The organism is Kineosporia corallincola, assembly GCF_018499875.1.
In the GTDB taxonomy this organism is placed as follows: Bacteria; Actinomycetota; Actinomycetes; order Actinomycetales; family Kineosporiaceae; genus Kineosporia; species Kineosporia corallincola.
In genome coordinates this window covers 182,419-195,568 of record NZ_JAHBAY010000002.1, presented here as the reverse complement: position 1 = coordinate 195,568, position 13,150 = coordinate 182,419, and the positions used below count along the sequence as shown (strand labels likewise).

Annotated in this window: 11 protein-coding genes; 5 read left to right on the top strand and 6 right to left on the bottom strand. The window is 71.6% G+C overall.

What is annotated here, in order from left to right; all coding sequences use genetic code 11:
• Together KIH74_RS05120 and KIH74_RS05115 are read right to left on the bottom strand one after the other, a co-directional pair.
• Positions 1-972 (bottom strand): DUF4231 domain-containing protein, encoded by a 972-nt coding sequence (locus KIH74_RS05120; protein WP_214154593.1) that lies wholly within the window; start codon positions 970-972, stop codon positions 1-3.
• A 33-nt stretch (positions 973-1,005) separates the two neighbouring features.
• Complete coding sequence (locus tag KIH74_RS05115) at positions 1,006-1,935, bottom strand: NAD-dependent epimerase/dehydratase family protein (protein ID WP_214154592.1); 930 nt, start codon at positions 1,933-1,935, stop codon at positions 1,006-1,008.
• A 97-nt stretch (positions 1,936-2,032) separates the two neighbouring features.
• Here KIH74_RS05115 and KIH74_RS05110 point away from each other — a divergent pair, with 97 nt between their 5' ends.
• Positions 2,033-2,650 (top strand): TetR/AcrR family transcriptional regulator, encoded by a 618-nt coding sequence (locus KIH74_RS05110; RefSeq protein WP_214154591.1) that lies wholly within the window; start codon positions 2,033-2,035, stop codon positions 2,648-2,650.
• Between the two features lie 83 nt (positions 2,651-2,733).
• The gene (locus tag KIH74_RS05105; protein ID WP_214154590.1) at positions 2,734-3,777 is read left to right on the top strand and encodes a zinc-dependent alcohol dehydrogenase; all 1,044 of its coding nucleotides are present in this window, start codon (positions 2,734-2,736) and stop codon (positions 3,775-3,777) included.
• A gap of 17 nt (positions 3,778-3,794) precedes the next feature.
• Here the strand turns inward: KIH74_RS05105 and KIH74_RS05100 are convergent, their stop codons facing one another.
• The 3 genes from KIH74_RS05100 to KIH74_RS05090 are packed head-to-tail and all read right to left on the bottom strand — an operon-like array spanning position 3,795 to position 7,619.
• The gene (locus KIH74_RS05100) at positions 3,795-5,057 is read right to left on the bottom strand and encodes a hypothetical protein (RefSeq protein ID WP_214154589.1); all 1,263 of its coding nucleotides are present in this window, start codon (positions 5,055-5,057) and stop codon (positions 3,795-3,797) included.
• Entirely contained in the window at positions 5,050-6,288 is a 1,239-nt protein-coding gene (locus KIH74_RS05095) for an MFS transporter (RefSeq protein ID WP_214154588.1), read from the bottom strand. The genes KIH74_RS05100 and KIH74_RS05095 overlap by 8 nt, the downstream gene beginning before the upstream one ends.
• On the bottom strand, positions 6,285-7,619 hold the full coding sequence (locus KIH74_RS05090; RefSeq protein WP_214154587.1) for an ATP-grasp domain-containing protein: 1,335 nt from the start codon (positions 7,617-7,619) through the stop codon (positions 6,285-6,287). The genes KIH74_RS05095 and KIH74_RS05090 overlap by 4 nt, the downstream gene beginning before the upstream one ends.
• A 468-nt stretch (positions 7,620-8,087) precedes the next feature.
• Here KIH74_RS05090 and KIH74_RS05085 point away from each other — a divergent pair, with 468 nt between their 5' ends.
• From KIH74_RS05085 to KIH74_RS05075, 3 genes are read left to right on the top strand one after another with little or no spacing between them, the layout of a single operon-like run.
• Positions 8,088-9,818, top strand: coding sequence for a carbamoyltransferase N-terminal domain-containing protein (locus tag KIH74_RS05085; protein ID WP_372492004.1), 1,731 nt, complete (start codon positions 8,088-8,090; stop codon positions 9,816-9,818).
• The gene (locus tag KIH74_RS05080) at positions 9,808-10,746 is read left to right on the top strand and encodes a diiron oxygenase (RefSeq protein ID WP_214154585.1); all 939 of its coding nucleotides are present in this window, start codon (positions 9,808-9,810) and stop codon (positions 10,744-10,746) included. The genes KIH74_RS05085 and KIH74_RS05080 overlap by 11 nt, the downstream gene beginning before the upstream one ends.
• 8 nt (positions 10,747-10,754) lie before the next feature.
• Positions 10,755-11,720 carry a hypothetical protein gene (locus KIH74_RS05075; protein ID WP_214154584.1) on the top strand — a complete coding sequence of 322 codons (966 nt, stop codon included), beginning with the start codon at positions 10,755-10,757 and terminating at the stop codon, positions 11,718-11,720.
• Positions 11,721-11,741: 21 nt separating this feature from the next.
• Here KIH74_RS05075 and KIH74_RS05070 read toward each other — a convergent pair whose 3' ends face one another.
• A complete protein-coding gene (locus KIH74_RS05070) occupies positions 11,742-12,887 on the bottom strand; it encodes an acyl-CoA dehydrogenase family protein (RefSeq protein WP_214154583.1) in 1,146 nt (381 codons plus the stop codon).
• Positions 12,888-13,150 lie beyond the last annotated feature (263 nt).

Genomic DNA, 13,150 nt, shown 5'->3' with positions numbered 1-13,150 from the left:
TCACGCCTTCCTGGCTGCCGACTGCGCCTGCTGCGTCACCGTGGTCACCGCTTCCCTGGTCTTCTTCTCGGAGGTCTGGGCTGCGTCCAGGCTGCTGACCATCCAGGCCTCGTTCTGGTTCGAGATCACGCTCTCGGCCGCGGCCACGAACCCGTCGTCCTCGGCGGCCAGCTGCTCGGCCGTCAGGCCGCCGAGAGCCCGCCGGGAGCTGACCAGCCGCTCCAGCTCATGCGCGGCCTGTGCGTATTCGAGCTGGAGGGCACCGTACCGTTGCACCGCCGCGTGGGCCGCGACCGCTCCGCTCACGGTGGTGAGCACCGCGACCCACGGGGCCAGCCAGGGGCCGGGAAAGATCAGGATCACCGCCGACAACACGGCGCCGATGTAGAAGAACAGACTCTCCATCCGGCTGAACCGGTCCGCCCGGTCCCCCATGACACGGGACTGCTTCTCGTAGTACCCGTCGCGCTGCCGATCGACCCGCTGCGTCACGTAGGAGGCGACATCCCACACAGCCGGGAGGTCACGCGGTACGGCTGCCTGGGTGCTGGCCCCGGCAGCCAGATCGCTGCCGGACCGCAGCAACTCGGACACAGCCGACTTCAGCGTCTCGTCGGCGCCGTCCCCGCGGTAGGGACCGACGCCGGCCAGGTAGGTGTACGTCAGCGATTTCAGGCTCTCGGACACCGAGCGTGTTCTCGTCCAGGCCGCCAGCCGGTCGCGCCCGAGGCTCATCCGCTTGCGGGCAGCGGCAGAACCGCAGACCAGGGCGGCCCCGACGGCGATCCGGCTGATCCACGGAGAGACCTCGGCCAGCGGCCCGGAGGCCGTGACCAGCACCGCGGCCGCGACCACCAGTACGAGGACGTCCCGCCGGTTCCGGTTGACCCCGGCCTTCAGCTCGTCGGCGCGCTGCGACCACCGGCTCTGCTCGTCCCACAGCCACCGCAGGTAGCGGTCCCCTTCGACCATGTTCGCCCCCTCACCGCGGGCCCAGACTAACCTCTACCGGGCCCGGTACCACCCGATCGTGTCGTGCAGTGCCTCCTCGTGCCCGGTCACCCGGAAGGGCCCGAAGGCCTGCTCGAAGGCCGAGTGGTCGACGACCCACGGCCGGGTGCGCTGATGGTTCAGCTCGCCGTAACCCCGCAGGCGCCGGTCGAACAGGGACATCAGGGTGACGGTGGCGGCCGGCATCCGCAGCAGCCGGCGCTCACGCCCGGCCACCTGCCCCGCGAGTGCCGCGAACCGCGAGACCGGCAGTGTCGGGGCGGCGGGTGTGTTCCAGACCCGGCCGTCGGCGCGGGCGTCGTCACCCAGCACGATCAGGGCGCGCGCCGTGTCGGGCGCGTACCCGAAGGTGTGCGGCAGCTCGCGCGGGCCGAACCAGACCGGGTTGCGCCCGCGCACCAGCGGTGCCAGCAGCAGCTCGTTCGGCAGCGTGTTGTGCGCGTCCGGGCCGTAGTAGTCGCTGATGCCCGCGATCGTCACCCGGGCCCGTCCTGACGCGTGAGCCCCCAGCAACGTCTGCCGCAGCCGCGCGCGCAGCTTCTCCTTCGGGCCCGCCGGACGCTCGGGGGTGGCTTCGGTGATCACCCCGTCGACCGGGCCGTAGGCGTACAGGTTGTCGGCGAAAACCAGTTTCGCACCCGACCTCTCGGCGGCGGCGATCGCATTGTCGACCATCACCGGGAACCGGGCGGCCCAGTCCGGGTAGGGGACGTTCGTGGCCAGGTGGACCACGGAGGCCCCCTCGCAGACCTCGACGAGGGACGCCCGGTCCAGCACGTCGGCCCGGCGGCTCACGACCCCGCCGGGAACCCCTCTGCCGGAACGGGTCACCCCCGTCACCCGGCGCCCCTCCGCGACCAGGCGCCGGGCGATCACGGCCCCCAGCCCACTCCCGGCCCCCAGCACCACCACATGATCACTCACGACGAGCCTCCTCGGTTACGACCTCTCGCATTAGTTAGAGGGTATAACAAAGATACGATGGCCCGGCACACGAAGGGCGAACTTCCGAGGGAGACCGATGCCAGCCGCGGCGGGCGGACGACGCGAGCGCCACCGCCGCGAGGCGATCGACGAGATCAAGCAGCTGGCCATGCGGCAGCTCGCCGAGTCCGGGACCACCGGCATCTCCCTGAACGCGATCGCCCGGCAGATGGGCATGAGCGGCCCGGCCCTCTACCGCTACTTCGCCGGCCGCGACGCCCTGCTCACCGCCCTGATCCGCGACGGCTACACCGACCTGGCCCAGACCCTCACCCGGACCACCGAGGACGGCGCCTCACTACCGCCGGCCCGGCGCCTGCACACCATGGCGGCGGCCTTCCGCGACTGGGCCCTCGCCGAACCACAGCGCTACCTGCTGCTTTTCGGCACGCCGGTGCCGGGCTACCGGGCCCCGGCCGACACCACCGAAACCGCCCTGCACTCGCTGGAGCTCATCGCGGCCGTCGTCGCCGAGCTGCCCACCCGCACCACCCGCACCGCCCGGCAGGAGGACACCCCCCTGGAGCGGGCCGTCGTGATGTGGACGCGCATGCACGGCGTGCTCAGCCTGGAGCTGACCGGCTCGCTCACCTATCTCGACCTGGACCCGGCGCGGTTGTTCGAGCGCGAGGTGGAGGCCGCGATCACGATGTGAGCCCCCCACATCAGGCCGGCAGCAGGTCGGGGGTAAATCGACACCTGTCGCACAAATGCCGGGCGCAGGCATATGCTGCGATCGTGACTACCTCGTTCGCCCAGGTCAACGGTGTCTCCAGTCTCACGATCCGCCAGGAGGAGGCGCCCGCCGCGCTGGATCCGGGCATGGTCGAGGTGAGCATCACCTACTGCGGGATCTGCGCCACCGACACGCACAACTACACCAGCGGCGGGCAGATCCCGGCCTCGGTGTTCGGCCACGAGTGGACCGGCGTGATCGCGGCCACCGCCGACGACGTCACCGGCCTGCCCGTGGGCACCCGGGTGATCGCGAGCGTCGGTGCGGCGTGCGGGGTCTGCGCCCAGTGCCAGGCCGGCCACCCCGGCCACTGCGACCTGGCCTTCGCCGAGGCCAACGGCGTGGCCCCGGGCTCACCGGCGCACGGCGCGTTCGCCCAGTCGATGGTGGTCTCCGCCCGCCGGGTGATGCCGGTGCTGGAGGGCCTCAGCGACATCGAGGCCGCGCTGGTCGAGCCCACCGCCGTCACCTTCCACGCGGTGCGCCGCACCCACCAGCCGCTCGGCGCGATCGTCGTGGTGCAGGGCGCCGGGCCGATCGGGCTGCTGGCCGCCCAGCACGCCCGGCACGCCGGGGCCGGGCACGTGCTGGTGATCGAGCCCAACGAGCAGCGCCGCCAGGCCGCCACCAAGCTCGGGTTCACCGACGTCATCGCCCCCGGTGAGGCGGCGAGGGCACACGTGCTGGAGCTGACGGACGGCCTGGGCGCCGACGTCCTGTACGAATGCACCGGTGCGGCAGCGCTTCTCCAGCCCTCCGCCGAACTGGTACGCCGGGGCGGGACGCTGTCGCTGCTCGGGTTCCCGATGACCGACTCCACCGTCAGCTACGGCGACTGGCAGATCCGTGAACTCACCGTGATCGGGTCGCTGGCCTACACCAGGGACGATTTCCTGGGCGCCCAGCGCGCCATCGCCGACGGCTCGGTGCGGGTCTCGGACCTGCACACCGGCACGATCGGCCTGGGTCAGCTGTCCGCGATGCTCGACGAGCTGGACTCCGGTCGTACCGAGCACGCCAAGGTGCTGCTCGACCCCCGGATCTGACCGCAGCTGATCCGTTCTCAGGCCTTCGCACCGGCGAAGGACCAGTGCCGGCCCGCGCTCTCGGTGGTGCGGGCACCGTCCAGGACACCCCGCGACAGCCGCTCGTCCAGCAACGACAGCAGTTCGCCGGCGGCCGCACGCACGGCCGGCCGGGGGTGCCAGAACGCGAAGACCCGCCGTTCCAGACGGCTTCCGCGCAACGTCTTGGGAGCGAACGCCTCGAATCCCATGCGCACCTGCGTCGCCCCCGCCGCGACGGCCTGCCGCAGCGGCCAGGCGTACACCAGCGTGGGGTAGACCAGCTCGCTGCTGCGGGTCTCGTGCTGGCCGAACACCATGCCGAGGTGCCGGTCCGCGTCGACCAGGTCGATGCTGCACGCGATCAGCTCGCCCCGGTCGTCGCGCACGCCCTTGACCCGCAGATTGCCGCCGAGCAGGCGGGCCATGGCCAGGCGCACGCCGATCAGCCGCTGCTGGTCGGCGGTGCCGCCGTGCTTGACCCGGTTGCCGGTCTCCAGCGCGACCACGTCGTGCACGTGCTCTTCCATGCCGAGTTCCTCCAGGGTCAGGCCCTGGGCGTGAAAGTCCTTCCACTCCTTACGGAACCGGTAACGGACCCGGCCGGGCAACGGGCCCAGCAGATCGTCGAAGGAGTCGCGCGGCGGCAGGTCGAAGATGTTGGTGGCCGTCACCGAGCCCAGCCCGAAGCCGGTCTCGGACAGGGCGGCGAGCAGCCCGGCGTCGGCGCGGTCGACATACGGAAAAGCCACCCCGAGGTCGCTGTCCGAGGCTCTGCGCTGGAGTTCGCGCAGCGTCGTGGCGGCCTCCGTGGAGGACGCCGGCGCACCACCGGCGTGCAGCACCTCGCTGGAGTCCAGGCCGCGCACCACGAGAGCGCCACCCAGCCGCTCGTGCAGGACACCCGCTCCCCCGGCGACGACGCCGGCGTCGCCACCGGTCAGGCGGGCCAGCAGCGCGTCGCGGTGGGCGGTGATCGCCGCCGCCTCGTCCGGCGCGACGCCGTCCAGGCGCAGGAACTGGTCGCTGCTCCAGAGCTTCCACGGGTCGCTGAACAGCCCCGAGGCCGGCGAGCTGACGTGGCCGCAGGTGATCACCGGATCGCCCGGCGACCCGACGGAGAGCACGAAGGTGTGCTCGCCCTCGACGACGTCCCGGAACCGGCGGAAGCGCCTGCGCCGGTCGATCGGCACGGCCGCGTCGTCGTCCCACCACCGCTCGGGGACCTGTGCGACGGAGGGAAACCAGTGGACCTCAGCCATCGACGGCCTCCGTCATCGGCTCGCCGGGCGGGACCGCCGGCGAGGGCAGTAACGCCAGCGACCTCACCGGGGTGGCGAAGATCTGGCAGGTCAGCACGAGCAGGGAGACGGCCACGACGGTGAGGGCGACCCGGCCGGGCACCAGGTCCAGCAGGATGCCCCCGATCAGCGCGCCCAGCGGGATGGTGCCGAACGACAGCATGCGGTAGGCCGCCGTCACCGGACCGAGGAACTCGGGCGGGGGCGTGATCTGGCGCAGCGACACGGCATTGACGTTGTAGAGGCCGAGGGCGAACCCGTTGACCGCCAGGGCGACGGCGAAGGCGGGCAGCACGTACCCGGCCGGCAGCAGCGAGGCCAGCAGCAGGGCGAGGGCCGCGGCCGGCAGCGAGAACGACACCACCCGGCCGAAGTGGAACACCCGGGCCAGGCGGCCGGCCACCAGGGCACCCAGCAGGGAGCCGAGGCTGGACGCGCCGACGGCGAACCCGATCGCGCCGCTGCCCAGGCCCACCTCGCGCAGCCCGTACACCAGAAACACCGTCATGAAGGCCTGCTCGTGCAGGTTGAAGACGGCCGACTGCGTGCAGATCGCCCGCACGTACCGGTCGCGCCAGGTGTATCTCAGGCCCTCGACGACCGACACCGGGGTGGTCACGATGCCGCCGGTGTTCACCGTCCGGGTGGCGAAACCAGCCGCCACCAGAAAGAAGACACCGGTGAGGACGGCGAACGAACCGGCTCCGCCGAGCCCGGCGACGAGGAACCCGGCCAGGGCCGGCGCCCCCATCTGCACCACCGAGATGCTGCCCTGCAAGAGGCCGTTGACCCTCTGGAGGGACTGCGGGCCGACGACCCGGGGCACCGTGGACTGGAACGTGACGTCGTAGACGATGGTGGCGGTGCCCACGACGAACCCGGCCAGCATGAGGTCGCCCAGCCCGAGCGATCCGGCCAGCGCGGCCACGGTCAGGTAGCCGACCGCCGCCAGCCGCAGCACATTGCTGACCAGCAGCAGGAGCATGGCGTCGAAGCGGGTCACCAGGCTGCCCGCGGCCAGGGAGAACAACACGACCGGCAGGAACTGCACGGCGCCCAGCAGCCCCACCTCGGTCGCGGTGGCGGTGGTGGAGGTGACGGCCACCACCGGCAGGAGGAACTGGAAGATCTGGAAACCGGTGCGTGCCCCGGTGTCACCGGCCCAGATCCGCAGCAGGACGCCGGTTCTCACGGGGCGCCGACCGCCTCGGGGGAACCGGCGGGCTGGTAGCCGACGTGCAGGCCGGCGGTGACGGCGGCCTCGTGGGCGTCGAGCTCGGCCTCGTCGGCACCGTCGACGACGAAGGTGACGGCGCGGTCGTCGCTGCTGCCGATCGCCCGCAGCGTGGTGCCGCGCCCGACCAGCACGAACACCGCCCGCAGACCCGAGGCGGCCGGCAGCTGCGGCCACTGGCCCCCGGCGTCGGCCAGCCAGACCGGCTGCCGCACCGGCTCATCGGCCGGGCCGTCGTAGGTGACGTCGCGCAGGACCGCCCCGGCCGGGTGCTCGACGTAGACCTGCCGGGCGCTGCGCCGCGGCAGCGGGTAGTCCGCGGGCTCGCCCAGGCTGATCCGCAGGACCGCCTCCTCCATCGAGCGCCCGGTGGCCAGCCGGTAGAGCAGTAGCAGGGCGTCTCCGGGGGTGCGGGCCGCGACCTCCATCAGGACCGGCCGGCCGTCGTCGTGCGCCACCCGCCACTCGGCGTGGGCCATGCCGTCGCGGAAGTCCAGGGCCTGGAGCAGGTCGTGGGTGGCCGAGATCAGGACCTTCTCGTGCTCCCCGTGGTAGGGCAGGCTGTGGCCGAGCTCGGTGAAGCCGCCGCCGGTGCTCTCGGTGGTGCGTTTGGCGGTGGCGGAGGCGAACACCACCTCGCCGTTCTGCACCAGGGCCTCGACCGAGAACTCGGGCCCGCTCACGCGCTCCTCGACCAGCAGGGTCTCGTGCGCCGGGTAGCCGGCCAGCAGTTCGCGGCACGCCGCCGGGTCGGCCACCTCGACGACACCCGAGCTGGAGTGCCGGGAAACGGGTTTCACCACCACCGGATACCGCAGACCGTCGAGCCGGGCCACGGCCCGGGCCCCCGGCGGGACGACCTGGTGACCGGGTGCGTACTGCGGCAGGTACCAGCGTTGCAGCACCTTGCTGCGGCACACCCGGGAGGCCCGCAGCCCGGGGCCGGGCAGGCCGTAGCGGTCGGCGACCAGGCCGGCCTGCTCGACCAGCACCTCGCCAACGGCGCACACCCCGACGAACTCGTAATCACGCTCCCAGGCCGAGACCACCGCCGCGACCTCGCCGGTGAAGCTCTCCGGCGAGTCGAGACGGCCCGTCACGAAACGGATCTCCTCGATCCGGTGCACCACGTGGCCGGGGTGGGCGCGTGCCGCCGCGACCGACTCGCGGAAGCTCTCCGGGGTGACGAGCAGGGGCACCAGGCCCCGGCGGCGGGTGTCGGTGATGTAGTCGTGGTTGCGTCCCAGTACACCGAAGCCGGTGAGGAAGACGACGGCCCTTCGCCGCATCGGATGTGCCTCCTAGCGCAGTCCTGCACAGACTTGACGGTAATCCGAATTTCGTTGCGGGACCAACGAAACCACCGGTGGCACGACGGATCGCGTTCCGGGTCACACCATCACCGTACTGGTGCGGCGGAACCGGGCCGCATCTTTTTCCCGACGAATTCCCGTCGGGTTACCGTCGAAACTGCCCGATTGTCCGTAACGGTTGCCACAACGTCCATTCACAGCTTAGTGTCACTGGGCGACGCCGTTCAGTCATCGGCGGGTGGCCCTGCCCGGCCCCCACCTCTCCTTTCCGGCTGCGTCAAAGCTGCCGCACGTCAACGATCTTCGTCTGGCGTGCGGATCTCGTCGCGGCCGGAGAACGAGAAGGGTACGGCTTCGGACATCCGGGTTTTCCCGTTCGGGCAGCGTTTCCCGCGTCAGCAGGAGTCTGAGCTGCCTCAATCACCGATGGAGACAACGGTCATGCTGAGGATCGGCCTGAAGTTGACCCACGACGGTGGCGTGGCCGCCGTCCAGGACGGGGAGCTGCTGTTCTCCACCGAGGTGGAGAAACTCGGCAACCGCCCCCGCTACAGCGCGCTGCCGAGCAGCGAACTGATCATCCGGATGCTCGCCGATCACGGATTCACCATTCACGACGTGGAATCCGTCGTCGTCGACGGATGGGACGGCCTGGAGTCGTCGTCCGCGCAGCTGGACGGCGCCACCGTGCCCCTCAACGGCTACGCCGAGCCGGACGGCCAGGACGATCTGCTGGCCGGCGCCCGGCGTGACCCGCTCACCCTGGCGGGCCGCACGTTCGAGGTCACCAGCCACCCGCACATCGCCGGGCACGTGTACTCGGCGCTGGCCACCTCACCGTTGCCCGCCGACCAGGCGAGCGCCGTGCTGGTCTGGGACGGTGGCCTGTTCCCCCGCCTGTACGCGGCCGACGCGCAGGGCCGGGTGCGCCCGCTCGGCCCGGTGGGCCACCTGATCGGGCACTGCTACGCGATGGCCGCCCACCACTTCGGCCCCTACCGCCGCGCCGAGCAGTCCACCAGCAACGACGACCTGTCCGTGGCCGGCAAGCTGATGGCCTACATCGCGCTGGGCCGCCGCGACGAGGGCGTGTACCAGGACCTCGCCGAGCTCACCCTGGAGCACTTCGACGGCGACGGCGAACGGGCCGTGGCCTACCGCCGGCAGATCAGGGGCATCGGCAGCACGGCCGAGCCGTCCCACCGCTTCTTCCACGACTACTTCGCCGAACTGCGCGCCCGGGTGGAGGCCCGCGGCACCGCCCGCGACGAGGACGTGCTGGCCACCGTGCACGAGTTCCTCGAGGACTATCTGGTGACCCGGACCTCCGCCGCCCTGCGCCGCCACCTCGGACCCGGCCCCTGGCACCTGGCCTTCGTCGGTGGCTGCGCGCTGAACATCAAGTGGAACAGCCGCCTGCGCGCCGAGCCCGGCGTGGCCTCGCTGTGGGTGCCGCCCTTCCCCAACGACGCCGGCTCGGCCCTGGGCAACGCCGCCATCGCCGCGTACCTGACGGACGGCACCCGCAGACTGGACTGGAACGTGCGCCTGGGCCCCGCCCTGACGGCGATGCCGGAGAGCGTCCGGCAGCAGTACACCGCCGCAGGCTGGACCGTAACCCCTTGCACCATCAAGGAACTCGCCCAGCAGCTGCACGAGAGCGGTGAGCCGGTGGTGCTCCTGAGCGGGCGCGCCGAGCTCGGCCCGCGGGCCCTGGGCGGGCGCAGCATCGTGGCCACGGCCACCGACCCGGCGATGAAGGACACCCTGAACCAGGTGAAGAAACGCGAGCCCTACCGGCCCGTGGCCCCGATCTGCCTGGAGGAGTACGCCCCCGACATCTTCAGCCCCGGCACCCCCGACCCGTACATGCTCTTCGACCACGACGTGCGCGCCGAGTGGCTCGGCCGCATCCCGGCGGTCGTGCACCTCGACGGCACCGCCCGGCTCCAGACCGTGCCCGCCGACGCCGATCCGGTGCTGCGCTCGCTGCTGGAGGCCTACCACGCGATCAGCGGCGTCCCGGTGCTGTGCAACACCAGCGCGAACCTCAACGGCAGCGGCTTCTTCCCCGACGTGGCCTCGGCCCTGGACTGGGGCCGGATCCCGGCGGTGTGGTCGGACGGGCAGCTGTGGACGAGGGACGACACGAAGCAGGCCGCCGGTGCCCAGTGACGAGGTCCTGGCCTTCCAGCGGTGGTACGAGAAGGCCGGCGTCCGGCGCACCCCCCGCCGGCTGCTGCGGCCCGGCGAGGACCTGGACCGGTACTCGTTCTTCCCCCGGCACCTGATCCCCCACATGGAACACCCCCGGGTGCTCAAGGACCCCGAGCTGGCCCGCTACCTGGAGGCCCAGTACCTGTTCCAGTGGCTCAACTTCACCGCGCACTTCGAGGTCGGCGTGGTCAACCGGGCCACGCACCTGATCTCCACCGGCCGGGCCGGCATCGAGTGCCCGCCGGACGTGCAGCAGGGCGCGTTCCAGATCTACGTCGACGAGGGCTACCACTCGCTGTACAGCCTCGACATGGTCAGGCAGCTGGAGGCCCGCTCGGGCATCGACGCCGTGCCCTACGACTTCGACGAGTACCTCGACGGCCTGGACGCCGTGGGGCACGACTACCCCGGGCACGGCCGGCTCGTCCAGCTGTTGCAGGTGGTCACCTTCGAGACCCTGGTGACCGGCATCCTCCTGGACGTCCCCAAGGACCCGACGCTGATCCCCGAGGTCCGCGAGATCGTCCAGGACCACGCCGTCGACGAGGGCACCCACCACGCGTACTTCTCGGCGTTCTTCAAGCGTCTGTGGGGCACGCTGTCGGTATCGGAGCGGCAGATGGTGGCGCGGTGGCTGCCCGACCTGATCCTGCGCTCGCTCAAGCCGGCCACCACCCCCACGGCCAACGCGCTGCGGGCGGTCGGCACGCCGGAGGCGGAGATCCGCGAGATCATCGGCGACTCGTTCTCGCCCGCGGCCGTGGTCGGCGGGATCCGGCGCTCGTCCGTCAACACGGTGCGGCTGTTCGCCTCGATGGGGATACTCGACGACGCGCAGACCCACGATGCGTTCGCCCGGGCCGGCCTGGCCCCCGAGGAGCAGTGATCCGTCCCGTGCCCGACGCCTCCCGCGCGGTGGTGGTCTCACCGCAGAAGTCCGGAACCCATCTGGTGCAGGAGCTGCTCATCGAGCTCGGCTACACCTCGGTGGGCGCCATCAAGCAGAACGAGCGCAACACGCCCGCTCTCGACCACGGCACCCGGCTCGCCGTGGCCCGCACCGTCTACGACGACGCCACGTACGAGCGGTGCCGGCAGGCCGGCCCGCAGGAGTTCGCCCGGCTGACCGACCGCGCCTGGCACGGCATGCTCTTCGCCTGGTACCAGCGCTTCGGCCAGCCGGTGCTGAGCCGTTACGGTGCCGGGCTGCTCCAGGACCCGGCCGCGATCGTGTCCGCCGGGGACTTCTGGACCTCGCCGTTCTCGGCCACCCCGGCCGGCATCGCCTGGTACTGGCACCAGCTCGTACCCGGCCACTTCGACGGGCAGTTCACGAACGAGTGGTTCGCCGGCCAGGGCCCGCCGGTGGTGCTGAACGTGCGTGACCCCCGCGACTGCCTGATCTCGCTCATCAACTTCCTGGAGGGCCGCACGGCCAACGGTTTCGGCAACTTCGCCGAACGCCAGATCTACCACCGCATCCTCGGCCGCTGCGGCACCTGGGACGAGAAGATCGAGACCGCCCTGACCGACCCGCACTTCCCGGCCGTCACCGAGTTCGCCGACGCGATCTGGCTGTGGCGTCACCCGGACGTGGTCCGGGTGCGCTACGAGGAGCTGGTGGGGCCCCGGGGCGGGGGCAGCGAGCAGGCCCAGACCGCCGCGGTGCAGCGGGTTCTCGACCACCTCGGGTCGGGGCGCGACCCCCTGGAGGTGGCCCGCAAGCTGTACTCGGAGGCGTCCTGGAGCTTCTACTCGGGAGGCCAGGGCGGCTGGCGGGAGCGGTTCAGCCCCCGGATGCGGGCGGCCTTCGCCGAGCGGTACGCCCTGGTGCTCGAAACCTACGGCTATGAACCGTGACCCGAGTCCTCCAGCGGTCCGTCACAGACCCAGGTCGCGGCCGATGATCTCCTTCATGATCTCGTTCGACCCGGCCCAGATCCGGGTCACCCGGGCGTCTTTCCACGCCCGCGCCACGCGGTACTCGTTCATGTAGCCGTAGCCGCCGTGCAACTGGAGACAGGCGTCGAGGATCTGGCCCTGCACGTCCGCCGTCCACCATTTGGCCTTGGCCGCGTCGACGGCGGTGAGATCCCCTTCGGCATGGGCGATCACGCACCGGTCGACGTAGGCCTGGGTCACCTCGGCGCGGGTGACCAGGTCGGCGAGCAGGAACTTGCTGTGCTGGAACGAGCCGATCGGCTGCCCGAACGCCTCCCGGTCCTTCACGTAGACCAGCGTCTCGTCGAGGATCGCGCGGGCGTGGGCCAGGTTCGCCACGGCCGCACCGATCCGCTCGCGGGGCAGGTTCACCATCATCTGCCGGAAGCCCTGGTCCAGGGTGCCGACCAGGTTCTGTGCCGGCACCAGCACGTCGTCGAACACCAGCTCGGCGGTGTCGGCCTCGGGCATGCCCACCTTGTCCAGGCGACGGCCGCGGGAGAAGCCCTCGCGGGTGGCCTCGACGACGAACAGCGAGATGCCCCGGGCCCCGGCATCCGGCGTGGTGCGGGCGGCGACCAGGATCAGGTCGGCCGAGTATCCGTTCGTGATGAAGGTTTTCGAGCCGTTGATCCGCCAGCCGTCGCCCTCGCGCACCGCGCTGGTGCGCAGTGCCGCCAGGTCGGAGCCACCCGACGGCTCGGTCATCGCGATCGCCGCCACGCTCTCGCCGGAGGCGATGCCCGGTAGCCAGCGGGCCTGCTGCTCCGGGGTGGTCAGGCCGGCGAGATAGCCTGCCACCACGTCGAAGTGGATGCTCAGGCTGGAGGCCAGGGCCAGGTTCACCGCGGCCAGCTCCTCCACCAGCACCGCGTTGAACCGGTAGTCCCCCGCCGCCGCACCGCCGTGCTCCTCCGGCACCTCCAGCCCGAGCAGACCCTGCTTGCCGGCGGCCCGCCACAGGTCCCGGCCGAACCCGTGGGCCCGCGCGTGCTCCTCGGTGTGCGGAAGCACCTCACGCCGCAGGAACTCCCGCACCGATCCCCGGAACGCCTCGTGGTCGTCGTCGTAGACGCTGCGCCTCATCCGGCCAGAGTAGGCGGGGTGGCCGTGGGCGCCAGGGCAGGCCGCGGGCCCGGCGCCGAGCGGCGGTGCCAGACGCGAGACACCAGGCTCGGGAACGGTCCCGGGCGCCGATCCCGGCCGCCCGCCCTGGGCCGCCGGCTCCGGACCGGGCTCGGGCCCACGCCCGGACGGCACCCGTGCCGCATCCCGCCCGCCGGACCCTCTTGCATTCGTCCCGCCTCTGCGCGATGCTCAAAATTGTTGACAATGTTGTTGACGATTCG